Raw genomic sequence first — 21,879 nt, 5'->3', positions numbered from 1 at the left:
TAAATATCCACCCCCCTGAACGACCCCTCGGTGATTCACAGACTCCGAGAGGCAGCTACCTGCGAGTAATCGGACAGAGCCCCCATTAAATACATTCTTCGAGTTTGTTATCCCGGCCATAAAGCACACTTACCGACCGGTAACCAATTCATTTACTGCCGAAGCGATTCAACTGGCGGCAAATTACATTCCCTCATTTCGGAGTTGACCCACTGTTCAGTGACACGTCAACGCAGCGACCGATTCCCGCCAGCACGGCCCAGCGCCCGCCGGTTGACTGAGAAGGCGGAGAGACACCGACCGGATCTCGAAACACCAAGGGAAAGAAGGCACTACGCATGTCCACTCGATTCGCCGACCAGGTCGTACTCATCACCGGCGCCGGCTCCGGCATCGGCAAGGCGGTCGCACTGCGGGTCGCGTCCGAAGGTGCCGCCGTGGTCCTCGGCTCCCGCGGCAAGGACCAGGGCGAGCAGGTCGCCGAGCAGATCAGGACGGCGGGCGGACGCGCGCTGTTCGTCTCGACCGATGTCACCATCGACGCCGACGCCGAACGACTCGTCCAGGCCGCGCTCACCGAGTACGGCCGCCTCGACGCGGCCTTCAACAACGCGGGCGCGGTGAACGCCTTCGGGCCGATCGCCGAGATCGACGACGTCTCCTGGCGCGCCGACATGGATCTGAACCTCGACGGCGTCTTCTACGGTCTGCGCCACCAGGTTCCGGCCATCACCGCCGCCGGCGGCGGCGCGATCCTGAACAACGCCTCCAACCTCGGCGTGGTCGGGATGGCACAGGTGGCGCCGTATGTGGCGGCCAAGCACGCTGTCGTCGGACTCACCAAGTCGGTGGCGCTCGAGACCGCGGCGGCGGGTGTGCGGGTCAACGCGCTGGTCTCCGGTGCGGTCGACACCCCGGCGTTCCGCGCGTCGATGGGCGCCACACCGGAGGGTGAGGCAGCCATCGCGGCGCTGCACCCCCTGGGGCGGATCGCCCAGCCCGACGAGATCGCCGCGCTGTGCGCGTTCCTGCTCAGCCGCGAGGCGTCCTTCGTCACCGGTGCGGCCATCGCCGCGGACGGCGGGTTCACCGCACAGTAGGAAAACGGAAGGCCCGCAACGTCTCCCAGTGACGTTGCGGGCCTTCCATTTTCAGTTCTCAGCTGCGAGCGAACAGCCGCTTCACCGAACGTTCCCTCGGGGCCACGGCACCACCGGCGACCGCTTGCGGGCGACGGGCGCGCACGAGACGGCCGAACTCCTGCGCATTGCGAACGGGCTCACGCAGCCTGCCACCGTTGAAATCATCGGCGAGCTGCTGCACGGTCTCCTGCGCACACGACTTGTTGGTCCCGATGAAACCGGTCGGGCCGCGCTTGATCCAGCCGGTCACATACGTGCCGGGGTAGACCTCGCCACCGGGCGCGGTGAGCACCCGGCCCGCGTCGTTCGGGATCACCGCACGAGCGTCGTCGAACGGCAGACCCGCGGTCGGCACCCCTCGGTAGCCGACCGAGGTGAGCACGACGCCCGCCTCGAGCAGCGCGGTATCGCCGGTCGGCGTGGCGGCCACGCGACCTTCGGCGTCGGTGACGAGCTCGTTGCGCTCCACCCGCACCCCTGTCACCGTGTCGGTGCCGACGATCTCCACCGGCGAGGACAGGTAACGGAACACGATGCGCTTGCGTGCGCCGAACGGGCGATTCGCGACGCTGTGCAGCAGGCGCAGCTTCTGCTCGACCTTGTAGGGCAGATCGGGCGTGACCGCGGGCAGCTCACCCTCGATCGCGATGTCGATATCGGCGGCCAGCAGGCCGACGAACTCGGGCACCGTGAACGCCGACTCGGCCGGACCACGACGGCCGAGGATCACGACCTCTTCGATCTTGCTCTCGCGCAATGCCTTCAGCGCGTACGGCGCGATGTCGGTGTCGGCGAGCAGGGCCGGATCGACGGTCAGGATGCGGGCCACGTCGAGGGCGACGTTGCCGTTGCCGACGATGACGACCCGCTTCTGGTTCAGATCGAACCGGTCGTCGGCGTGGTCGGGATGGCCGTTGTACCAGGCGACGAAGTCGGTGGCCGACACATTGCCTGCCAGACCCTCGCCCGGGATGGCGAGCTTGCGATCCGAGGACGCGCCGACGGCGTAGATCACGCCGTGGAAGTGCTCGAGCAGCTCGGCATGGCTGATGTGCTTGCCGATCTCGACATCGAGATAGGTACCGAAGTCGTCCTGCTTCGACATGATGTCGAACAGGTCGGCGACCTTCCTGGTGTGCTTGTGATCGGGCGCGACGCCGAGGCGGGCCAGACCGTAGGCCTGCGGCAGGCGGTCGAACATCGTGACCGCGACACCGGGCTGGGTGAGCAGCTCGTCGGCGGCGTACATCGCCGACGGGCCCGAGCCGACGATGGCGACCCGCAGCGGGGAGCGCTGCGTGTCGATCGCGGGCGGCATCACCGGTGCGGCCAACGTCGGCCGGTCCCGCTGCACGCGGAAGAAGTCGGCGTTGATCTCGATGAAGGGCTTCTGCTCGTCGGTCAGCTTCTTCGACGAGGTGATGGCGTCTACGGGACACGCGGTGGCACAGGCGCCACAGTCCACGCAGGCCGCCGGATCGACGTAGAGCATCTCCGCGGTACGGAAATCCGGCTCATCCGGGGTGGGATGAATGCAGTTGACCGGGCATGCGTAGACGCACGAGGCGTCACTACAGCATGACTGGGTGACAACATATGGCATATCGCTATCGCCTCAGGCGGCGTGCTTGGCGGAGCGCTTGGGCTCCGAGCGGTAGCGGCTCGACGGTCCGTCGATGCCGAACATCTTCCACACCCAGCGGGCGACCGGGTTCATCAGACCGATGTCCTCGGCGAGCGCGCGCACGTCGATGAAGTAGTCGGCGAAGACCTGCTTGGCCTCCTTGGAACCGTAGAACAGCTCCTTGCGCACATCGGCGGGCATGTCGAACTGCTTGAAGAACGTCTTCGGCGGGGTCGCGATGGCCCGGCCGAGGATGAACATGATGGTCGGCATGGCGATCGACAGCACGAACTTGTTGAACGAGCGCTGCGCGGGCACGTTCTTCTCGAGGAACGCATGGGCGAAGGAGATGTGGCGAGCTTCCTCGGCCACGTGGATCGCCATCACACCGCGCATGATCGGGTGGATGTCGTCCCCCGAGCGCAGGATGTCCTTCTGGATGTGGTCGATCGGCTCCTCGCCGGCGAGCACGGCCATGAAGAACAGGTTCGGCATCAGGGCGCCGACCGGGGAGACCAGGTGGCGCAGCTGACGCACCAGCGGGTTCATGCCCGGCACGTCGGCGACGCGGTTCACCATCTCCTGGAACATCAGGGTGTGGTTGTGCTCTTCGATCATCTCGTGTGAGCAGTACCGGAATTCCGGGTCGTTGTTCTTCAGGTTGAAGATGTGCTGCATCATGCCGACGATCAGGATGGCCTCGAACTGCAGACCGACCTTGGCGACATTGGCCTGACGGACCTTGCCGATCTCGATCTTCTTCTCCAGCGGCAGCGCCTGGTACCAGGGGTGGCGACCGATGGGGTCAGCCGAGGTCACCAGGACCCAGCGCTCGGGCTTGCAGTTCGGATCGAAGTCGGGGGCGTCCCAGTCGATGTCCTCGAACGGGTCGAAGTGGCGATCGACCGATGCCTCGGACAGCATCAGCAACTTCTCGGCGTACGCCTGAGCCTCTGCGACTACAGGATCGACGTCAGGGGTGGTGGGCGCAGACATCGTCGTCACTGCCTCTCCTCTAGGGACGTTTACTGTTTCCAATGGTTACACCTACACCGAGTCACGTCAACTCTGCGCAGTGCCGAATTTCGCGTGCTCGGCGCGCCGAAAGCCCTGTTGAGGAAGCTACTCGCCAGTAAAAGAGCTTCTACCTGTGACACTGCGTCATGCACAGTCTTCGGGGGTCTGCGGTAAGTCGCGGAAAATAGTTGTCCGCCGAGCGCGTCGTTCCGGCCTGCGAACCACCGGTACCGGTTAACCTGCGCCGATCCGCGTCCATCGAGGGTTTCGTCGGGCCGGCGAATCCCCCGGCAACGCGAACGGGGCCCCGCGAGGTGTGTCGCGGGGCCCCGTTCGCAGCAGGGTGGATCAGGCGTGCGGAAGGTCCGGGATCCGGGTCGCCCTGGCGTAGACCGTCTCGCCCTCGGTCAGGCGTAGCGCCGCGGCGTCACCGCGGGTTACCTGGGCGGCGAACTGGTCGCCGGTCGCGGCATTGCGCAGTTCCAGGCGCACCTCGAAACCGAGACGCACGATCCGCTCGACCGTGGCCCTGGTGACGCCCGCCGATTCGGCGGTGCCCTCGTGCTCGGCCATCGCCATGCTCGGATCGCGGCCGACCCGGATGTCGTGCGGGCGGACCAGATGGCCGTTGAGCCGGGCGACCGCGCCGAGGAACGACATCACGAACTCGTTGGCGGGCCGGTCGTAGACCTCCTCGGGCGAACCGACCTGCTCGATGCGGCCCTTGTTCATCACCGCGATCCGGTCGGCCACATCCAGGGCTTCCTCCTGGTCGTGGGTGACCAGCACCGTGGTCACGTGGACCTCGTCGTGCAACCTGCGCAGCCACTGCCGCAGATCGGTGCGCACCTTGGCGTCGAGCGCGCCGAACGGCTCGTCGAGCAGCAGCACCTGCGGGTCGACGGCCAGCGCACGAGCAAGTGCCATGCGCTGACGCTGACCGCCCGACAGCTGCGCCGGGTAACGGTGCTGGAAACCGTCGAGGCCGACGATGCCGAGCAGCTCGTCGACGCGCTTCTCGATTTCCTTCTTCGGCCGCTTGCGGATGGTCAGCCCGAACGCGACATTGTCACGCACGGTCATGTGCTTGAACGCGGCGTAGTGCTGGAACACGAAGCCGATATCGCGCTTCTGCGGCGCCACGTGGGTGACGTCGTTGCCCGCGATCACCACCACGCCCGAGTCGAGGGACTCGAGACCGGCGATCGACCGCAGCAGCGTCGACTTGCCCGAGCCCGAGGGGCCGAGCAGGGCGGTGAGCTGGCCTGCGGGGATATCGATACTGACATCGTCGAGGGCGGCGAAGGAACCGTAGTTCTTGCGCCCGTTGGTCACGGTGATCATTCGGTGCCCCGCTTGCGTTCGAGGAGAGTCATCAGGAGAAGGACGATCAGGGCCATACCCATCAGCAGGGTGGCCGCGCTGTAGGCGCCGAAGGTGTTGTGGTCGTTGATATAACGGCCGTGCACCAGCAGGGTCAGCGTCTGGGATCTGCCGGGCAGCGCGGTGGAGACCATGATCACCGCGCCGAATTCGCCCAGCGCGCGGGCCACGGTGAGCACGACGCCGTAGGTCAGGCCCCAGCGGATGGCGGGCAGGGTGATGCGCCAGAACGTCTGCCAGCGCGAGGCGCCGAGGGTGGCCGCGGCCTGCTCCTGATCGTCACCGATCTCGTGCAGCACCGGCTCCACCTCGCGCACCACGAACGGCAGCGTGACGAAGATGGTCGCGATCACCATGCCGGGCAGGCTGAAGATCACCTTGAGACCGAGTGACTCCAGCCCGCCGAACCAGCCGCCCGCACCCCACAGCAGGATCAGCGAGACACCGACGACAACCGGCGACACCGCGAACGGCAGGTCGACGATGCCCTGCATCAGGCTGCGCCCAGGGAACTTGCTTCGCACCAGCGCCAGCGCCGTGACCACACCGAAGACCACGTTCAACGGCACGACGATCAGCACGATGATCATCGACAGCTGGAACGCCGAGATGGCCGCGGGCGTGGTGATCGAGTCGATGAACGCGCCGATCCCCCGCTCGAACGTGCGCAGCAGGATGATCACCAGCGGCAGCACCAGCAGGATCAGCAGGTAGCCGAGCGCCACCGTGCGCAACGAGATCCTGGTGAACGCGGACAGTTTCATCGGGCCGCCTCTTCCTTGCGCGCCGTGCGTTCGGCGAGGATCCGCAGCACGAGCAGGCTGACGAACGAGATCACCAGCAGCGCCACCGACACCGCGGCCGCGTTGACCGGCCGATCGACCTCGATCTGCTGCTGGATGTACTGCGAGGTCATCTGCGTCTCGCGCGGGATATTGCCACCGATCAGCACCACCGAGCCGTATTCGCCGATCGCCCTGGCGAAGGCGAGGCCGCCGCCGGAGATGATCGCGGGCGCCAGGGTGGGCAGCACGATGCGGCGGAAGGTGATCCAGTTGCTCGCGCCGAGGGACAGTGAAGCCTGCTCCACTTCCTTGTCGACCTCGATCAGCACCGGCTGCACCGAACGCACCACGAACGGCAGCGTGACGAAGGCCAGCGCCACCACCAGACCGGGCTGGGTGGCGTTGAGGTGGATGTCGACCGGGCTGTTCGGGCCGTAGAGCGAGAGCAGCACGATCGAGGCGACGATCGTGGGCAGCGCGAACGGGAGGTCGATCAGCGCGTTGACGATGCCCTTGCCGGGGAACTCGTCACGCACCAGCACCCAGGCGATGAGGGTGCCCATCACGACATTGATCACGGCCACGATCACCGAGACGCCGATCGTCACCTTCAGCGAGTCGAGCGCCGAGGGCGCGGTGACCGCGTCCCAGAAGCCCGACCAGCCTTCTTCGAAGGAGCTGACGGTGAGCGCTGCCAGCGGCAGCAGCACGATGATGCTGAGCCACATCACGGCGACGCCGATGCCGAAGGGACCGACCGAGCCGGTGACACGCAGCCACGACCAGCGTCGGCCCGCGGGCTTGCGTTTTTCAGGTTTGCCGGGGACGCCGGGATCGGGGGTTTCCCCGGTCCCGGCGGGCCCACTGCTGTCAGTCACAGTTGTCCAGTATCGCGTGTGAGCCGGGTCACGGCCTACTTGGTGGCCTTGTCGTAGATGACGGCGACCTTGCCGGTGCCCTGCGCGAACAGATCCTTGTCGACGGCCTTCCAGCCACCGAGGTCGTCGATGGTCCACAGCTTGGCCGGGGTCGGGAAGTCCTTGGCGAACTCGGCGGCGACCTTCGGGTCGACCGGACGGAAGCCTGCCTGCGCCCACGCCTTCTGGCCCTCGGCGGTGAAGAGGAAGTCGCGGAAGGCCGTGGCCTTGGCCAGGTTCTTGGAGTTCTTCAGCACCGCGACCGGGTTCTCGATCTTGAAGGTGGTCGGCGGGTTGATGTGCTCGATCGGGTCGCCGTTGCGCTCGGAGAAGATGGCCTCGTTCTCGTAGCTCAGCAGCACGTCACCGGTGCCCTGCAGGAAGGTTTCGGTGGCTTCACGGCCCGACTTCGGCTGCACCTTCACGTGTTCGGGCGAGATGAGCTGAGACAGGTAGTCCAGACCTGCCTGCTGGTTCTTGCCGCCGTCGCTCTTGGCGGCGTAGGGCGCGAGCAGGTTCCACTTGGCCGAGCCCGAGCTGAACGGGTTCGGGGTGACGACCTCGACACCGGGCTTCAGCAGGTCGTCCCAGTCCTTGATGCCCTTGGGGTTGCCCTTGCGGACCACCAGGGTGACGACCGAGCCGAAGGGGATGCCCTTGGTGGCGTCGGCGTTCCAGGTCTCCTCGACCAGGCCCGCGTCGACGAGGCGGGTGATGTCGGGCTCGACGGAGAAGTTCACGACGTCGGCCTCGGCGCCGTCCTTGACCTTGCGCGACTGGTCGCCCGAGGCACCGTAGGAGGCCTGGACCTGCACACCCTTGCCCGCTTCGGTCTTGTTGAACTCGGGCACGACCTTGTCGAAGCCCGGCTTCGGGACGGCGTAGGCGTAGAGGTTGATGGTGCCTCCGCTACCGTCGGCGGCCGCTGCTCCGTCGGTCGAGTCGCTGGCGCCACCACCGCAGGCGGTCAGAGCGACCGCGGCGACGGCGGTGAGAGCGATGGCGGCGGCGCGGCGGCGCGAACCGATCCAGATGGTGCGAGACAGCTTGGAAGACACTGGGGGTGAACCTTTCGGGAAAGGACCTGCGGCGCAACGATTTTCGTGGCTGCAGGGAACGCTCATGTCGATCGGTAGACCTGCCGTGTGCGGATACACGACAGTTGGCGCGACTCGGGCCCGGTGGCCCCCGGAGTGACGGACTACGACTGCGAAAGGAAAGCGCGCGCCAGTCTACTGGGCAGAAACGCGCAGACGAGTCCGGTAGCCGATCATCGACAGAGAATGTCTGCGACCGCGAGGTTGCCGACAGCGATCAACGCCAACTCATGGCGGATCTGCGGGGCGACACTCGACGACACAGGCAGACTGTAGCAGATTGCGACATGATGATCGCAATCGACGAGAGTTCTCTAACCAGGGGGGATTTCATCCTATGACCATGGCTCCAGACCGGGTGCGCACGCGTTTTCCGGAGATCAGCACGCGCGCTTGGGAACACCCGGCCGACCGCACCGCGCTCGTGGCACTGCGCTCACTGAGCGGCTTCGACACGGTGCTGCGGGCGCTGTCGGGGTTGCTGCGCGAGCGCCAGCACCGGTTGATGTACCTGGCGACCGCCGTGCGGGTCGACGATCGGCAGTTCCGCACGCTGCACCAGTTGCGCGCGGACTGCGTCGGCGTGCTCGACGCGCAGTCGACACCGGAGATGTTCGTGCTGCAGGACCCGTCGGTGAACGCGTTCACCATCGGGATGGACAAGCCGTTCATCGTGCTCACCACCGGCCTGCTCGAACTGATGGACACCGAGGAGCTGCGGTTCGTGGTCGGCCACGAACTCGGGCACGCGCTGTCGGGGCATGCGGTGTATCGCACGATGCTCATGCACCTGATGCGCCTGTCGGCCTCGGTCGGCTGGATGCCGGTCGGCGGCTGGGCGCTGCGCGCGATCGTGGCGGCGCTGATGGAGTGGAGCCGTAAGTCGGAGCTGTCCGGCGACCGGGCGGGGCTGCTGTGCTGCCAGGACGTGGAGGCCTCGGTGCGCGTGCACATGAAGACCGCGGGTGGCGCATGGCTGCACGAGATGAACCACGGCGCGTTCCTCGACCAGGCCGACGATTACATGCGCTCGGGTGACCTGCGCGACGGCGTGCTCAAGCTGCTCAATCTGGAATTGCAGTCGCACCCGTTCTCGGTGCTGCGCGCGGCCGAGCTGCGTCGCTGGATCCAGTCCGGCGACTACGACCGGGTGCTCGGCGGCACCTACCCGCGCCGTGAGCACGACCGCAACGCGAGCATCAGCGAGGAGGTCAAGGAGGCGGCCCGGCACTATCGTGAGTCGTTCGATCAATCCGAGGACATGCTGGTTCGCACGGTGCGCGACCTCGGACGCGATGTGGGCTCGGCGGTGAGCACGGTGGGCCAGGAAGTCGGCCGCACGGTGTCGGACCTGGGCAAACGGTTCGACGACTGGCGCAAGAACTAGCCGCGGCGTCGGCGCGGGCGCTCGCTCGCGCCGATCACCGCGTGAAGAACCAGGCGATGACGACGAGGACGAGCAGGGCGACGAGAGCGAGCTGAACGCGAGAACGTGGCATCAGCGGGCACCGCTGCTCACGGTCGGGCGTTCGGCGAGGGTGACCGGTATCGGCGATTCGATGCGATCGTCGCGGCGCAGAACGCGGAAGGCCATGCGCAAGCCGCGGTCGAGGAGGAAGGCGATGGCGAAGCTGATCGGGACCATGCCGACCAGCACCACGAGAAACTGCGGAATGAACGGCAGCCCGGCTACCCAGAGTTCGAAGCCGTCCCACCAACCTGCGATGCGTTGCACGCCGACCAGCCTAGTCGGTCACCGTGAACGCCCTCGCCGTCCGCATCGGTGCGGGGGAATTCCCGGGCCGCGACCAGCGGATCAACCGAGATCGCCACCCGCAGCGGTGGACGCGCGCCCGCACCGCCGTGATGATGGGGTATGGAGTCTCCCAGCGTAGACAGCCTGCCGATTCTGAGCCCGGTCTCCTCCAGCGGCCGTCGCGGTGCGTTTCCACCCATCGACGACTACGCCTTCCTGTCCGACTGTGAATCCAGCTGCCTGATCGCCAGCAGCGGCTCGGTGGAGTGGATGTGCGTGCCACGCCCCGACTCCCCCAGCGTTTTCGGCGCGGTCCTCGACCGCAGCGCCGGACATTTCCGCATCGGCCCCTACGGCAAGAACGTGCCTGCGGCGCGGCGGTATCTGCCGGGCGGGATGATCCTGGAAACCACCTGGCAGACCGAAACCGGCTGGCTGATCGTGCGCGACGCGCTGGTACTCGGCCCGTGGCACAACAACATCGCCCGGTCCAAGACCCACCGGCGCACCCCGATGGACTGGGATGCCGAACACGTGCTGCTGCGCACGGTCAAGTGTGTGAGCGGCACCGTCGAGCTGGAAATGAGCTGTCAGCCCTCGTTCGACTACCACCAGGGTGGGGCGAAATGGGAGTACACCGGCAAGGTCTACGAGCAGGCGACCGCGCGGGCGACGAGCGACCCGGAGGCCGGGCCGTGGCTGGTTCTCACCACCGACCTGCGACTCGGTTTGGAGGGCAGGGAGGCACGGGCTCGCACCAGGATGTCCGAGGGTGACCAGGTATTCGTCGCGCTGACCTGGTCGGAACTGCCCGCGCCCGCCACCTTCGACGAGGCGGCAGAGAAGATGTGGGCGACCGCCGAATGCTGGCGGCGCTGGATCACCCAGGGCGACTTCCCCGATCATCCGTGGCGCAGCTACTTGCAGCGCAGCGCGCTCACCCTGAAAGGACTCACCTACGCGCCGACCGGTGCGCTGCTCGCCGCCTCGACCACCTCCCTTCCGGAAACCCCTGGTGGACACCGCAACTGGGACTACCGCTACACCTGGGTGCGCGACGCGAGTTTCGCGCTGTGGGGCCTGTACACCCTCGGACTCGACCGCGAGGCCAACGACTTCTTCGCCTTCCTCGATGACGTCACCACCGCCGACAACGGGGACGCGGTCCCCCTGCAGGTGCTCTACGGGATCGGCGGGGAACGTCACATCACCGAATACGAGCTGCCCAATCTTTCCGGCTACGACGGCGCGCGCCCGGTCCGTATCGGCAACGCCGCCTACGACCAGGACCAGCACGACATCTGGGGCACCATGCTCGACGCGGTGTACCTGCACGTGAAATCGCGCGGGCAGGTGCCGGAATCGCTGTGGCCACTGCTCGAACGCACCGTGGACGCGGCGGTCGCGAACTGGCGCAAACCCGATCGCGGGATCTGGGAGGTGCGCGGTGAACCGCAGGACTTCACCTCGTCGAAGGTGATGTGCTGGGTGGCGCTGGATCGCGGTGCCCGGCTGGCGCAGATGCACGGCCAGCACGAGCGTGCGGCCGAGTGGTTCGAGATCGCCGAGGAGATCCGGGCCGACGTCCTCGAATTCGGCGTCAGCAAAGAGGGCATCTTCACCCAGACCTACGGCGGCGACACTCTCGATGCCTCACTGCTGCTGGTGGTGCTGACCCGTTTCCTGCCGCCCGACGATCCGCGTATCCGCGCGACCGTGCTCGCCATCGCCGACCATCTCACCGTCAACGGGCTCGTGCTGCGCTACCGCACCGAAACCACCGACGACGGCCTGGAAGGCGAGGAGGGCACGTTCACGATCTGCTCGTTCTGGCTGGTCTCGGCACTGGTGGAGATCGGCGAACTCGAACGGGCCACCAATCTGTGCGAGCGGCTGCTCGGACTGGCCAGCCCGCTGCGCCTCTACGCCGAGGAGATCGACTCGCGCACCGGGCGTCACCTGGGCAACTTCCCACAGGCGTTCACCCACCTGGCTCTGATCAACGCCGTGACCCACGTGATCCGGGCCGAGGACCAGCGCAACGCCGGTCAGTTCCAGCCCGCGCACGCACCCTCGCACCGACCGTGAAGGCCCGAACCCTCGTCCGCGGTGGTCGGCCCACCGCGCGGCTGTTCAGTAGGTGAGACGTTCGGCGCGGGCTCGTAGCCCGGCCACTGTGCGCAGGCCGGCGTCGATCTCGGTGATGCGCAGTTCGCGGTGGTCGCCGTAGCGCAGGCCGGTTTCCTCGGCGGCGCGCAGTGCCTCGTCGGCGGTGCGGCCCACTTCGGCGGCGATCTCGGTGTAGTGGTCGCGCAGCACTCGTTGCAGTGCGCGCAGGCGGTTGCGTGATTCCTTGCCCACCTGGAAGATCACGTCATCGGCCAGCCGGGCCACGGCCACCTTGGCCTCGGCCTGCCTGCGCTGCTTGCGGTTCTTGCGGTCGTCCCAGAGCGCGTTCACGCCGAGCAGCACACCCGCGCCCGCGGAGTACCAGTTGACCAGCGACATGCCGAGCAGGCTGGTGGCGAGACCGACCATCAGGATGCCACCGTAGGAACCGCGCAGCGCGGTGAGCAGCTGTTGTCCCACACCGGCTTTGGCGCTTTCGAGGGGTTCCAGCGGCTGTACCGGTTCCAGGACCTCGCCGGGGTTGGTCAGTCGCAGTTCGGGCAGTGGCGGGGTTCGGTTGTCGGGCGGGAACTTCGAGGCCACCTGCTCGGTGAGCTCGACGGCACGGTAGTGCGCCATCACGAAGTTCTCCTCGACCGCCTCACAGATCCTGGCGTCGAGTTCGGAGGCGAAATCGGCCCACTTGCGAGCGGGATCGGTGCGGGTGATCTCGGCCTCGGCCTCCCGGACCAGGCTGCGTAACCGGTGCCGCAGATCGTGTTCGATATCGGCGCTGAGCTCGGAACTGCCGTCGACGAGGGTGACCTGCCAGGTGGCGGTGCGCTGGCGCAGCTGATCGGCGGTGGTGCGCGCGGCCGCCAGGCGCTGGGTGATCTCGGCGCGCCTGCGCGGGTCGCGCAGCGTGTCCGACTCGGCCCGCAGGGTGACGGTGAGCTGGTCGGTGATCAGCGCGATATCGCGCACCGCGGCAGCCACCGCCACCGAATCGGCCTGGGCGACAACATATTCGTGCAGGTGATCGATGAGCTGGGGCACCCCCGACTCGGCGTCACGCTGCTGGTCGCCGCGCTCGGTGGCCTCCCGGTGCAGCAGACCCGAGACAGGAGCCACCGCGAAGTTCAGCCCGGCACCGTCGAGCAGCGTGCGATTGCGCCGCTGGGTCAGTGACCAGTGCGGGTTGCGGTCGATCTTGGTGAGCACGCACACCACCGACGGGCACACCTGCTCGACCCGGCGCAGGTAGTCCAGCTGGGCCTCGGTGAGTTCGGCGGCGGAATCCGTGGCGTAGAGGACCACGTCGGCGGCGGCGATCATCGACCAGGCGGCCGCCTCGTGGGCGGTCGAGCCGGGCGCGTCCATCACGACGAGACCGTCGGCCAGCAGCGCGCTCGGCTCGGCGAACTCGGCGCGCAGCACGCCGAGGGCGGTCAGGGCGGGAAGGGGGTTCAGCGGATCGACGGGCACCCGTTCGACCTGGCCGCCCGGCGCCGATTTCACCAGCGTCGCCTTCGGCGCCTGACCGTATTCGACGATCACCGGAACGCTCGGCTTGCCCTCGGTGGCGCTGACCGGGGACCCGACCATGCTGTTCACCAGCGTGCTCATCCCCGCCTGCGGTTCACCGACGACGACGATCCGGACCCGTGGATCGCTGAGCCTTGCCCGCACCATCCCGAGACAGGCGTCGAGGTCGTTGCGGCCGCCCGAGCGGACCAGTTCCCGCAGTTCGTCGACCAGCGCGACAACGGGAGCCATCACATCCGGATGCTTCACCGTCGCGGTCTGCAGTCCGGCTGCGGCAGACAACTGTTCCTCACTCTCGTCGCATCGAACACGGCCGAAATCGTCGTGTTTCAGACCACGAAGTCATACCCATGGTGCTCGACGGGAAACGCGGTAGCGAGCAAATCTCCGCCACCCACACCCGAATCGAACAGTCCGGCCGAAACGCCATGGTAACCGCCGTGGTGCTGGTCGAACTCGGCGGCGATCGGCTTGGTCTCGATGACCGGGGGTTTCACCGGCACGACGGTCGGCTGCACGGTGACCACCGGCGGCGGGGTGACCACGGTCGGCGGATCGATGTCGACGGTCGGCTGCTTGGTCGGCTGGTCGATGGTCGGTTGCTTCGTCGGAGCGGTCGGCTGCTGGGTGGGCACCGGCGCGGTCGTGTGGGGAGCGGTCTGACTCGGCACATCGACGGTCGGGGTGCTCCCGCCGGTGGAGGGTGTCGTCACGCCGCCGGTGGTGGTGCCCGGCTTGGTGGTGAAGTCGTCGTCGGGGACGGTCGGCTTGACCGGACCGGTCGGCGACACCGTGATCGGCACCTTGGTGTCATCGGGCGCGGTCGGGACCGTGGCCGTGGGAACGGGCAGCTTCACCGTCGTCGGGGTGTCGACGTCGACGGTCGGGACCTTGGACGGGACGGTCACCGGCACCGTCGTCGGGGTGTTGCCGCCACCGGAAACATCGGGCAACACAGCGGGTTTCGTCGGTGTGGGCGGGGTGAACAGGGCGGGCACCGAGGCCGCGGGCGCGGTCAGCGGCGAAACGCCCTGGTGGCCGAGCACATTCGCGATCGGGGTGGTCGCGACATCGGGCTGGATGGTGGTCTGCAACGGCGTGCTGACCACGGGGTTGACTGCGACCGGCGCGGGTGCGGCGGGGGCGATCGGCGCGGGCACGGGGGCGATCGGCGCCGGGGCGGGTGCGGGAGCCGGAGCGAACGGCGTCGCGGCGACCGGCGCGGGCGCGGGAGCCGCGACGGCAGGCGGCGCCGGCGCGGCGATGGCAGGAGCCGGGCCCGTCGCACCCGGCAGACCCACGCCGGAGGACGACGATCCGGGCAGGCCGGGAGCACCCGACGAGGAGTTGCCGAGGCCGGTGCCACCGGACGAGGAGGTACCGAGGCCCGACCCGGTCGGCGAGGTGGCTGCTGGGTCACCGGGAACCTTCAGTCCGTCACCGAGCCACTGGCCGTAGTCGTCGAGCTGATCGCCGACCTGGCCGACCTGCACGTCGACCTTCATCTGCGAGGTGGCCCATATCCCGTCGAGCCCGACGTGGACGTCGACCTGCCAGTCGGTGGTCACCATCGCGCCGACGCCGTCGAACATGCCGCCGATACCGTCGAATGCGCCGTGGGAGCCGCCCGGATCGCCACTGGGCATGCCGACGTTGTCATAGCCGGGGATGCCGAAACCCTGTCCGGGCAAGCCGTCGTAGCCCGGGATGCCGATGCCACCGCCCGGCAGACCGTCGAAACCGGGCAGGCCGTTGCCGGTGCCCGGTAGTTCGAAGCCGGGGAGGTTGCCCTGGCCGGGCGGACCTTCGAAACCGGGGAGGTCGAAGCCGGGGTCCGGGGTGGTGCCGGGTAGTGGGAAGGGGCTGTTGCCGTAGCCGGGGCCTGCCGGTGTGTGCCCGTAGTCCGGAATGCCGATACCGCTGGACGGCTCGTCACTGCCGGGGATCCGGAATTCGCGATCACCATCGGAGCCCGGAATCTCTGGGCGCCAGCCGGATTCGTCCGGCACGGCGACCATCGAGGCCTCGGCCTTCGGCGGCGCGAAGATCGGCGCGTGCGGCACCACGGGGGCAGGCGGGGGCTCGACAGCCAAGTCGGGGAAGGTCACGATGGGGCTCGGCGCGTCCGGGCTCGGATCGGTGGGCACGGTCTGCTGCGACCAGCCCGCGTACCGGCTGTCGGCATTGCTGGTGCCCGGCTCGCGCGCGGTCCCGTTGGCCGCGACCAACGCGCCACCGGTGACATAGGCGCCTGCCCTGGCCACCCGGGCTACGCCGTTGGCGATCCGGTAGGCCGTGTCCGACCCCTCCGACCCGTCTGCGCGCGCGGCACCGTCATCGAAAGGCAGATCACGCGTCATCAAAGCTCCAACATCGCATCGCTGTGGTTCCCCACCACAAACAGCGGCGAAGTGAGGCCCATCCAACACTATTTCCCGGACTTCGACCTGTCATTTCGTCCAGGCCGGTTGGTACTCACCTTATGGCGAGCAACATCTTTCGGCGAGCCCGGGGAATCAGGGGCGCGCACGATCCGAAGAGAACTCTAACGATTGCTCAACGGAGCGTGAAGATCGGCGCCATAACGTCGGGGCTCGCCGGCCGAGGAGGTCGGTGAAACGCATAGTCAGGAGCCCGATCATGACCGCACTCTCCACCCGCAATCGCGTCAAGGCCGCCGCCGTACTCGGCGGCGCCGCCGTGATCACCGCCACTGTCACCGGCGTCGCCTCCGCCGCTCCGGGCGAGCGTCCCGACGACGGCCGGGCAACCACGATCATCTGCACCGCGCCGGGCGGCCCCGGCGTTCCCGGACCGCCCCCGCTGGCCACCGGGCCTCGTGTCCACTTCGAGCACACCGTTCCCGGCCGACCGAGCGAGGAATCCGGTCAGATCCGCATCGAACGCGCGGCCCCAGGCCACCCCGCTCCGCCGATGGACGGTCCGGTGGAATGCCAGCGGATCCACCCCGACGGTGAGCACACCATCGTCCCCGCGCCCGGCGGCTTCGCCGACGTCGTCCCGGCACCGGCAACCGGTTCTGCCGACGCCGAACCCGCACGACCGTTCTGACCAGCGCGAACAACGGAAAACACTAGGGTGAGTGCATGACGGGACAGCAGATCTTGGTCGTCGACGACGAGGTCCGCGTGCTCGCGTCGCTGCGGCGCGGCCTCGAACTCTCGGGCTTCGAGGTGATCACCGCACCCGACGGCGCCCGTGCACTCTCCCTGGTGGGTTCGGCCGCACCCGACGCCATGGTGCTCGATGTGAACATGCCGGAACTCGACGGTGTCGGCGTGGTCACCGCGCTGCGCGCGATGGGCAACGACATCCCCATCTGCGTACTCAGCGCGCGCAGCGCGGTCACCGACCGGATCGCGGCGCTCGAGCGCGGCGCCGACGACTACCTGACCAAACCGTTCGATCTGGGCGAGTTGGTCGCGCGGCTGCGCGCACTGTTGCGGCGCAGGCCGGTAACCGCCGTCGCCACGACCGACACGATCCAGGTCGGCCAGGTGGTGATCGATCTGACCGGGCATCGGGTGCACGCCGGTTCGGCGCCGGTCGACCTCACCAAACGGGAATTCGAGCTGCTGGCCATGCTGGCCCGCAATGCCGGGGTCGTGCTCGGGCGTGAGCAGATCCTGTCTGCCGTCTGGGGTTACGACTTCAGCACCGACACCAATGTGGTCGATGTGTTCGTCTCGTATCTGCGACGCAAACTGGAGGCCGACGGTGTCGCACGGGTGGTGCACACCGTCCGCGGGGTCGGGTTCGTGCTGCGGGATCAGCCGTGAAGGCCTCGTGGTCGCTGCGGGTCCGGGTGGCGCTGGTATCGGCCGTGGTCGCCGCGATCGTGGCGGTCACCCTCGGCCTGACCTACGGCGCGCTGCTGAAGGTGGCGGGTACCAGCCAGCTCGATCAGACCGTGTCCAGCATGCGGGTGCAGGTCGCGCAACGGTTCGACGGTGATCCCGGGGCTCCTGCGGTACCAGGGCCTCCGGTCCTCGCACCGCCCATCCCTCGTGAACGCACGATCGTGGTCCCCGGCATACCCGCGAACGAGTCACTGGCGCAGGTGCAAGGCGCGCCGGGGCTGGTGGTCCGGCTCGACCCCGATCGCGAACTCGTCGATGCCGCCATCACCCGCAGCCAGCTGATCGGACTCGCCATCGGGGTGGCCGGGGTGATCGTCGCCGCCGTCTTGGGTTGGATACTGGCCGGATTCGCCGCCAGACCCCTGCGCAGGCTGGCCACCGCCACCCACGAAATCGACACACTCGACGAGTTGCCACCGCTGTCGGGACGTGGCGCCAAGGAAGCCGAAGAACTCTCCGACGCGATCAACCGGATGCTGGCGCGTCTCGAGACCGCGCACGGCGAGACACGGCAGGCGCTGGCCAGTGCCCGCGACTTCGCCGCCGTCTGCGCCCACGAACTACGCACCCCGCTCACCGCCATGCGCACCGACCTCCAGGTGCTCGCGGGCACCGAATTGCCCGCCGACCAGCGCGGCGCCGTCCTGGCCGACGTGCTGGCCGCCGAGGGCCAGATCGAGCGCACCCTCACCGATCTGGAACGTCTCGCCGTGGGCGAGCTGACGGATCAGGGCGCGTTCGAACCGTTCGAACTGTGCGAAACCCTCGATCGCGCGGTGCAGAACGCGCGCCGCGCGAATCCCGGCGTCGACGTCACGCTCACCGCGTGCGACCCGGTCCCGGTACACGGGTTGCCCGGCGGGATCATGCTGATCGTGACCAACGCCGTCGCCAACGCGGTCCTGCACGGGCACGCCACCGAGGTCATCGTCGCCGCGCGGGCCACCGGCACCGGCGCCGAGATCACCATCGACGACAACGGCGCGGGCATTCCGGACCACCTGTCCCCCACCGCTTTCGACCGATTCGCCAAACGACCGGGCTCCCCCGGCTCCGGTCTCGGCCTCGCACTGGTCCGCCAGCAGGCCGAATTGCATTCCGGCACAGCCGGACTCGACCGGAGCCCACTGGGCGGCGTCCGTCTGCGGGTGGAAATAGCTCAGGCGCCGGTGAGCACCGGCGCCTGAGCTGTCGTTCTGGGGCTTGCCCTACTTCTTCGGCTTGTCCGAATCCGAGGACAGTGCCGCCACGAAGGCTTCCTGAGGGACCTCCACGCGACCGATGGTCTTCATGCGCTTCTTGCCCTCCTTCTGCTTTTCGAGGAGCTTGCGCTTACGGCTGATATCGCCGCCGTAGCACTTGGCGAGCACGTCCTTGCGGATCGCCCGAATGTTCTCGCGGGCAATGATCTTCGCGCCGATCGCGGCCTGGATCGGCACCTCGAACTGCTGACGCGGGATCAGCTCGCGCAGCTTGGTCGTCATCTTGTGGCCGTAGGCCTGCGCGGCGTCGCGGTGCACGATCGCGCTGAACGCGTCGACGGCCTCGCCCTGCAGCAGGATGTCGACCTTCACCAGATCGGCTTCCTGCTCGCCCGCCTCTTCGTAATCGAGGCTGGCGTAGCCGCGAGTGCGCGACTTCAGCAGGTCGAAGAAGTCGAAGATGATCTCGGCCATCGGCATGGTGTAGCGCAGCTCGACGCGGGTCTCGGACAGGTAGTCCATGCCGCCCAGCTCGCCGCGACGCTGCTGACACAGCTCCATGATCGAGCCGATGAACTCACTCGGCGAGATGACGGTGCACTTCACGATGGGTTCGTACACGTGCCGCGACTTACCCTCCGGCCAGTACGACGGGTTGGTGACGACATGCTCGGTGCCGTCTTCCATCTCGACCCGGTACACCACGTTGGGCGCGGTCGAGATGAGCTCCAGATCGAACTCGCGCTGCAACCGTTCGCGGGTGATCTCCATGTGCAGCAGACCGAGGAAGCCACAGCGGAAACCGAAACCGAGCGCCACCGAGGTTTCCGGCTCGTAGGTGAGCGCGGCATCGTTGAGCTGCAGCTTGTCCAGTGCGTCACGCAGATCCGGGTAGTCGGATCCGTCGACCGGGTACAGACCCGAGTACACCATCGGGCGCGGCTCGCGGTAGCCGGTGAGCGCCTCGGCAGCGCCGTTGCGGGCGCTGGTGACGGTATCGCCGACCTTCGACTGGCGCACGTCCTTCACGCCGGTGATCAGGTAGCCGACCTCGCCGACGCCGAGCCCCTGGGTGGCCTTGGGTTCGGGCGAGACGATGCCGACCTCGAGCAACTCGTGGGTCGCACCCGTCGACATCATCTTGATCTTCTCGCGCGGGGAGATCTTGCCGTCGACCACGCGGATGTAGGTGACCACGCCGCGGTAGGTGTCATAGACCGAGTCGAAGATCATCGCGCGAGCGGGTGCGTCGGCGTCGCCGACAGGAGAGGGAACGGCCTCGATCACCTTGTCCAGCAGTTCTCGCACGCCGACACCGGTCTTGCCCGAGACCCGCAGCACGTCGTCCGGCTCGCAGCCGACGATGTGGGCGATCTCGGCCGCATACCGATCGGGATCGGCGGCGGGCAGGTCGATCTTGTTCAGCACGGGAATGATCGTCAGATCCTTCTCCAGCGCCAGATACAGATTCGCGAGGGTCTGCGCCTCGATGCCCTGCGCGGCATCGACCAGCAGGATCGCACCCTCACAGGCCTCGAGCGCGCGGGAGACCTCATAGGTGAAGTCGACGTGGCCCGGAGTATCGATCATGTGCAACACGTACTCGGTGCCGTCGACCGGCCACGGCAACCGCACGTTCTGCGCCTTGATCGTGATGCCGCGCTCGCGCTCGATGTCCATCCTGTCCAGGTACTGGGCGCGCATGGCCCGCTCCTCGACCACACCGGTCAGCTGCAACATCCGATCGGCCAGGGTCGATTTGCCATGGTCGATGTGGGCGATGATGCAGAAGTTCCGGATCCGGGACGGATCGGTGAACGTCGTATCGGCAAAACTGGAAGCCACTCCACTCCTCGAGGGGTATCGGCGAACTGCGCCCATCGTCCCATGCACCCAGGCCCACCCGTGCCACCGGTGCACCCGACCGCAAGTAGACGACCCATTTCACCCCGCCCCACCCCTGTCACCGGTGCACCGAAGTGCGAGTCGGCGTTATATTTCACAGATGGCCAGCAGTTGGAACAGTCTCGGCAAGCAGCTCGGCGTCATCGCCAAGGAGCAGGGGCCCAAGATCGTGCGCAAGCAGGGGCCGCGACTGCTCGAGAAACTGGTGGACGCACTGGCGACCAAGCCCGGACCCGCCGTCGCGGTGCGCCCGACGGCCTCGACACCCGTGCCGACGGCTCATCGCGCCCGCCAGATCGTCTACTGCCCGCAACTCGACGGGCGCGCCGACCCCGGCGAGATCGTCTGGACCTGGGTGCCGTTCGAAGAAGACCCGACCAATGGCAAGGACCGGCCGGTATTGGTGGTGGGACGCGACCGCAAGACCCTGCTCGGACTGATGCTGTCGTCCAAGGCCGACCGCGCCCACGACCACAACTGGGTCGGGATCGGCACCGGGCCGTGGGATCACGACGGCAGGCCCAGCTGGGTGCGGCTGGACCGGGTGCTCGACGTGCCGGAGGACGGCATCCGGCGCGAGGGCGCCATCGTCGAGCGCAAGACCTTCGACCTGGTCGCGCACCGCCTGGTCGCCGAATACAGCTGGAGCTGAACGACAATCGAACCCCGACCCGGGGACACCGGATCGGGGTTCGATGGTTCGTAGCTAGGAGTGCACGTCCTTGGACCGGCCGAAGATCAGGCCGTAGAGCAGTGCCCCCAGCGCCCCGCCGATCAGCGGGAACACGATGAACGCCCACACCTGCGCCATCGCACCGTCCTGATACGGCGCGACGCCAAGGCTGCGCGCCGGGTTCACCGAGGTGTTGTCGATCGGCAGCGACACCAGGTAGATCACCGTGAGAGTGACGCCGATCGAGAGCCCGGCCAGCGGCACGTCGGAGATCTGATCGGTCGAGGCGAGCACCACGAACACCAGCAGCGCGGTGAGCATCACCTCGATGATGATGGTGGCCGCCAAGCCGTACCCGTTCTGCACCACGACCTCACCGAGGGGCCCCGTCACCGCCGACGGGCTGTGCGCACCCCAGCCGTTGGCGCCGAGGCCGTCGACCGGGCGGTCGTAGGCGGGCAGATTGTTGGCCAGCGCGAACAGCACCAGTCCGGCGAGGAACGCGCCGACCAACTGGGCGATCACATAGCCGACCGCGCCGATCGCACTGATCCGCCCGAGCAACATGTGCCCGAGCGTGACAGCTGGATTGACATGGCAGCCCGAGATCGGCCCGATCGCGTAGACCAGAAACATCAGCGACAGCCCGAAGGCGAAGGCGACGCCGAGCGCGCCTACCCGATCGCCCGCCAGCACCATCGTGCCGACGCCACACATCACGAGGATGAAAGTGCCGAGCCCCTCCGCCGCCCACTTCTTCGGCTCGGGGACTACTTCGATTTCGACGAGTTCCTGTGCAGTGGGAGACATCGGCTGCCACCTCTCCGGGAGGAATCATCCCCG

Annotated in this window: 19 protein-coding genes; 7 read left to right on the top strand and 12 right to left on the bottom strand. The window is 67.6% G+C overall.

The features are described 5' to 3' along the window. The first annotated feature begins 338 nt into the window (after positions 1–338). Positions 339–1,100, top strand: a complete 762-nt coding sequence (locus tag ACFWPK_RS22700; RefSeq protein ID WP_378918799.1) for a glucose 1-dehydrogenase — start codon at positions 339–341, stop codon at positions 1,098–1,100. A 58-nt stretch (positions 1,101–1,158) separates the two neighbouring features. Here the strand turns inward: ACFWPK_RS22700 and ACFWPK_RS22695 are convergent, their stop codons facing one another. The 7 genes from ACFWPK_RS22695 to ACFWPK_RS22665 form a co-directional block, all read right to left on the bottom strand. Next, on the bottom strand, positions 1,159–2,745 hold the full coding sequence (locus tag ACFWPK_RS22695; RefSeq protein ID WP_378918797.1) for an FAD-dependent oxidoreductase: 1,587 nt from the start codon (positions 2,743–2,745) through the stop codon (positions 1,159–1,161). Between the two features lie 12 nt (positions 2,746–2,757). Then, positions 2,758–3,771, bottom strand: coding sequence for a diiron oxygenase (locus ACFWPK_RS22690; protein ID WP_378918795.1), 1,014 nt, complete (start codon positions 3,769–3,771; stop codon positions 2,758–2,760). 360 nt (positions 3,772–4,131) lie between these two features. Further along, complete coding sequence (locus ACFWPK_RS22685) at positions 4,132–5,127, bottom strand: sulfate/molybdate ABC transporter ATP-binding protein (RefSeq protein WP_378918793.1); 996 nt, start codon at positions 5,125–5,127, stop codon at positions 4,132–4,134. After that, the gene (gene cysW, locus ACFWPK_RS22680; protein ID WP_378918791.1) at positions 5,124–5,930 is read right to left on the bottom strand and encodes a sulfate ABC transporter permease subunit CysW; all 807 of its coding nucleotides are present in this window, start codon (positions 5,928–5,930) and stop codon (positions 5,124–5,126) included. The genes ACFWPK_RS22685 and cysW overlap by 4 nt, the downstream gene beginning before the upstream one ends. After that, on the bottom strand, positions 5,927–6,829 hold the full coding sequence (gene cysT / locus ACFWPK_RS22675; RefSeq protein ID WP_378918789.1) for a sulfate ABC transporter permease subunit CysT: 903 nt from the start codon (positions 6,827–6,829) through the stop codon (positions 5,927–5,929). Before cysT ends, cysW begins: the two co-directional genes overlap by 4 nt. Positions 6,830–6,864: 35 nt before the next feature. Continuing rightward, on the bottom strand, positions 6,865–7,914 hold the full coding sequence (locus ACFWPK_RS22670; protein WP_378918928.1) for a sulfate ABC transporter substrate-binding protein: 1,050 nt from the start codon (positions 7,912–7,914) through the stop codon (positions 6,865–6,867). Between the two features lie 224 nt (positions 7,915–8,138). Beyond that, positions 8,139–8,228 (bottom strand): Ms4533A family Cys-rich leader peptide, encoded by a 90-nt coding sequence (locus tag ACFWPK_RS22665; protein WP_019045829.1) that lies wholly within the window; start codon positions 8,226–8,228, stop codon positions 8,139–8,141. A gap of 74 nt (positions 8,229–8,302) precedes the next feature. On the opposite strand from ACFWPK_RS22665, the gene ACFWPK_RS22660 reads away from it, so the two are divergent. Then, positions 8,303–9,352 carry a M48 family metallopeptidase gene (locus tag ACFWPK_RS22660; protein WP_378918788.1) on the top strand — a complete coding sequence of 350 codons (1,050 nt, stop codon included), beginning with the start codon at positions 8,303–8,305 and terminating at the stop codon, positions 9,350–9,352. Between the two features lie 111 nt (positions 9,353–9,463). Here ACFWPK_RS22660 and ACFWPK_RS22655 read toward each other — a convergent pair whose 3' ends face one another. Next, positions 9,464–9,700 (bottom strand): hypothetical protein, encoded by a 237-nt coding sequence (locus ACFWPK_RS22655; RefSeq protein ID WP_378918786.1) that lies wholly within the window; start codon positions 9,698–9,700, stop codon positions 9,464–9,466. 141 nt (positions 9,701–9,841) lie between these two features. On the opposite strand from ACFWPK_RS22655, the gene ACFWPK_RS22650 reads away from it, so the two are divergent. Continuing rightward, a complete protein-coding gene (locus tag ACFWPK_RS22650) occupies positions 9,842–11,809 on the top strand; it encodes a glycoside hydrolase family 15 protein (protein WP_378918784.1) in 1,968 nt (655 codons plus the stop codon). Between the two features lie 45 nt (positions 11,810–11,854). Here the strand turns inward: ACFWPK_RS22650 and ACFWPK_RS22645 are convergent, their stop codons facing one another. Continuing rightward, on the bottom strand, positions 11,855–13,657 hold the full coding sequence (locus ACFWPK_RS22645; protein ID WP_378918782.1) for a GTPase: 1,803 nt from the start codon (positions 13,655–13,657) through the stop codon (positions 11,855–11,857). Between the two features lie 47 nt (positions 13,658–13,704). After that, positions 13,705–15,735, bottom strand: a complete 2,031-nt coding sequence (locus ACFWPK_RS22640) for a hypothetical protein (protein WP_378918780.1) — start codon at positions 15,733–15,735, stop codon at positions 13,705–13,707. A gap of 280 nt (positions 15,736–16,015) precedes the next feature. On the opposite strand from ACFWPK_RS22640, the gene ACFWPK_RS22635 reads away from it, so the two are divergent. Genes ACFWPK_RS22635 through ACFWPK_RS22625 form a run of 3 tightly spaced genes read left to right on the top strand, consistent with a single transcriptional unit; the run spans position 16,016 to position 18,443 of the window. After that, positions 16,016–16,447, top strand: a complete 432-nt coding sequence (locus tag ACFWPK_RS22635; protein WP_378918778.1) for a hypothetical protein — start codon at positions 16,016–16,018, stop codon at positions 16,445–16,447. Between the two features lie 35 nt (positions 16,448–16,482). Further along, positions 16,483–17,175, top strand: a complete 693-nt coding sequence (locus ACFWPK_RS22630; protein ID WP_378918776.1) for a response regulator transcription factor — start codon at positions 16,483–16,485, stop codon at positions 17,173–17,175. Then, complete coding sequence (locus tag ACFWPK_RS22625; protein ID WP_378918774.1) at positions 17,172–18,443, top strand: ATP-binding protein; 1,272 nt, start codon at positions 17,172–17,174, stop codon at positions 18,441–18,443. The genes ACFWPK_RS22630 and ACFWPK_RS22625 overlap by 4 nt, the downstream gene beginning before the upstream one ends. A 21-nt stretch (positions 18,444–18,464) precedes the next feature. On the opposite strand, the gene lepA is transcribed toward ACFWPK_RS22625, so the two are convergent. Beyond that, positions 18,465–20,339, bottom strand: a complete 1,875-nt coding sequence (gene lepA / locus ACFWPK_RS22620) for a translation elongation factor 4 (RefSeq protein ID WP_378918772.1) — start codon at positions 20,337–20,339, stop codon at positions 18,465–18,467. 124 nt (positions 20,340–20,463) lie between these two features. Here lepA and ACFWPK_RS22615 point away from each other — a divergent pair, with 124 nt between their 5' ends. After that, positions 20,464–21,015, top strand: coding sequence for a type II toxin-antitoxin system PemK/MazF family toxin (locus ACFWPK_RS22615; RefSeq protein WP_101463946.1), 552 nt, complete (start codon positions 20,464–20,466; stop codon positions 21,013–21,015). A 54-nt stretch (positions 21,016–21,069) separates the two neighbouring features. Here ACFWPK_RS22615 and ACFWPK_RS22610 read toward each other — a convergent pair whose 3' ends face one another. After that, complete coding sequence (locus ACFWPK_RS22610; RefSeq protein WP_378918770.1) at positions 21,070–21,846, bottom strand: aquaporin; 777 nt, start codon at positions 21,844–21,846, stop codon at positions 21,070–21,072. Between the last annotated feature and the right edge of the window lie 33 nt (positions 21,847–21,879).

This window comes from Nocardia sp. NPDC058519 (genome assembly GCF_042719755.1).
Lineage (GTDB): Bacteria > Actinomycetota > Actinomycetes > Mycobacteriales > Mycobacteriaceae > Nocardia.
Note: the sequence above shows the minus strand (reverse complement) of the source record. Positions and strands in the feature narration are given on the sequence as shown.

Coding starts and splice junctions, on each gene's coding strand:
- ACFWPK_RS22695 (WP_378918797.1), bottom strand. CDS start 2,745: ATGCCATATGTTGTCACCCAGTCATGCTGTAGTGACGCCTCGTGCGTC.
- ACFWPK_RS22615 (WP_101463946.1), top strand. CDS start 20,464: ATGGCCAGCAGTTGGAACAGTCTCGGCAAGCAGCTCGGCGTCATCGCC.
- ACFWPK_RS22640 (WP_378918780.1), bottom strand. CDS start 15,735: ATGACGCGTGATCTGCCTTTCGATGACGGTGCCGCGCGCGCAGACGGG.
- cysW (WP_378918791.1), bottom strand. CDS start 5,930: ATGAAACTGTCCGCGTTCACCAGGATCTCGTTGCGCACGGTGGCGCTC.
- ACFWPK_RS22635 (WP_378918778.1), top strand. CDS start 16,016: ATGACCGCACTCTCCACCCGCAATCGCGTCAAGGCCGCCGCCGTACTC.
- ACFWPK_RS22610 (WP_378918770.1), bottom strand. CDS start 21,846: ATGTCTCCCACTGCACAGGAACTCGTCGAAATCGAAGTAGTCCCCGAG.
- ACFWPK_RS22700 (WP_378918799.1), top strand. CDS start 339: ATGTCCACTCGATTCGCCGACCAGGTCGTACTCATCACCGGCGCCGGC.
- lepA (WP_378918772.1), bottom strand. CDS start 20,339: ATGGGCGCAGTTCGCCGATACCCCTCGAGGAGTGGAGTGGCTTCCAGT.
- ACFWPK_RS22650 (WP_378918784.1), top strand. CDS start 9,842: ATGGAGTCTCCCAGCGTAGACAGCCTGCCGATTCTGAGCCCGGTCTCC.
- ACFWPK_RS22660 (WP_378918788.1), top strand. CDS start 8,303: ATGACCATGGCTCCAGACCGGGTGCGCACGCGTTTTCCGGAGATCAGC.
- ACFWPK_RS22630 (WP_378918776.1), top strand. CDS start 16,483: ATGACGGGACAGCAGATCTTGGTCGTCGACGACGAGGTCCGCGTGCTC.
- ACFWPK_RS22685 (WP_378918793.1), bottom strand. CDS start 5,127: ATGATCACCGTGACCAACGGGCGCAAGAACTACGGTTCCTTCGCCGCC.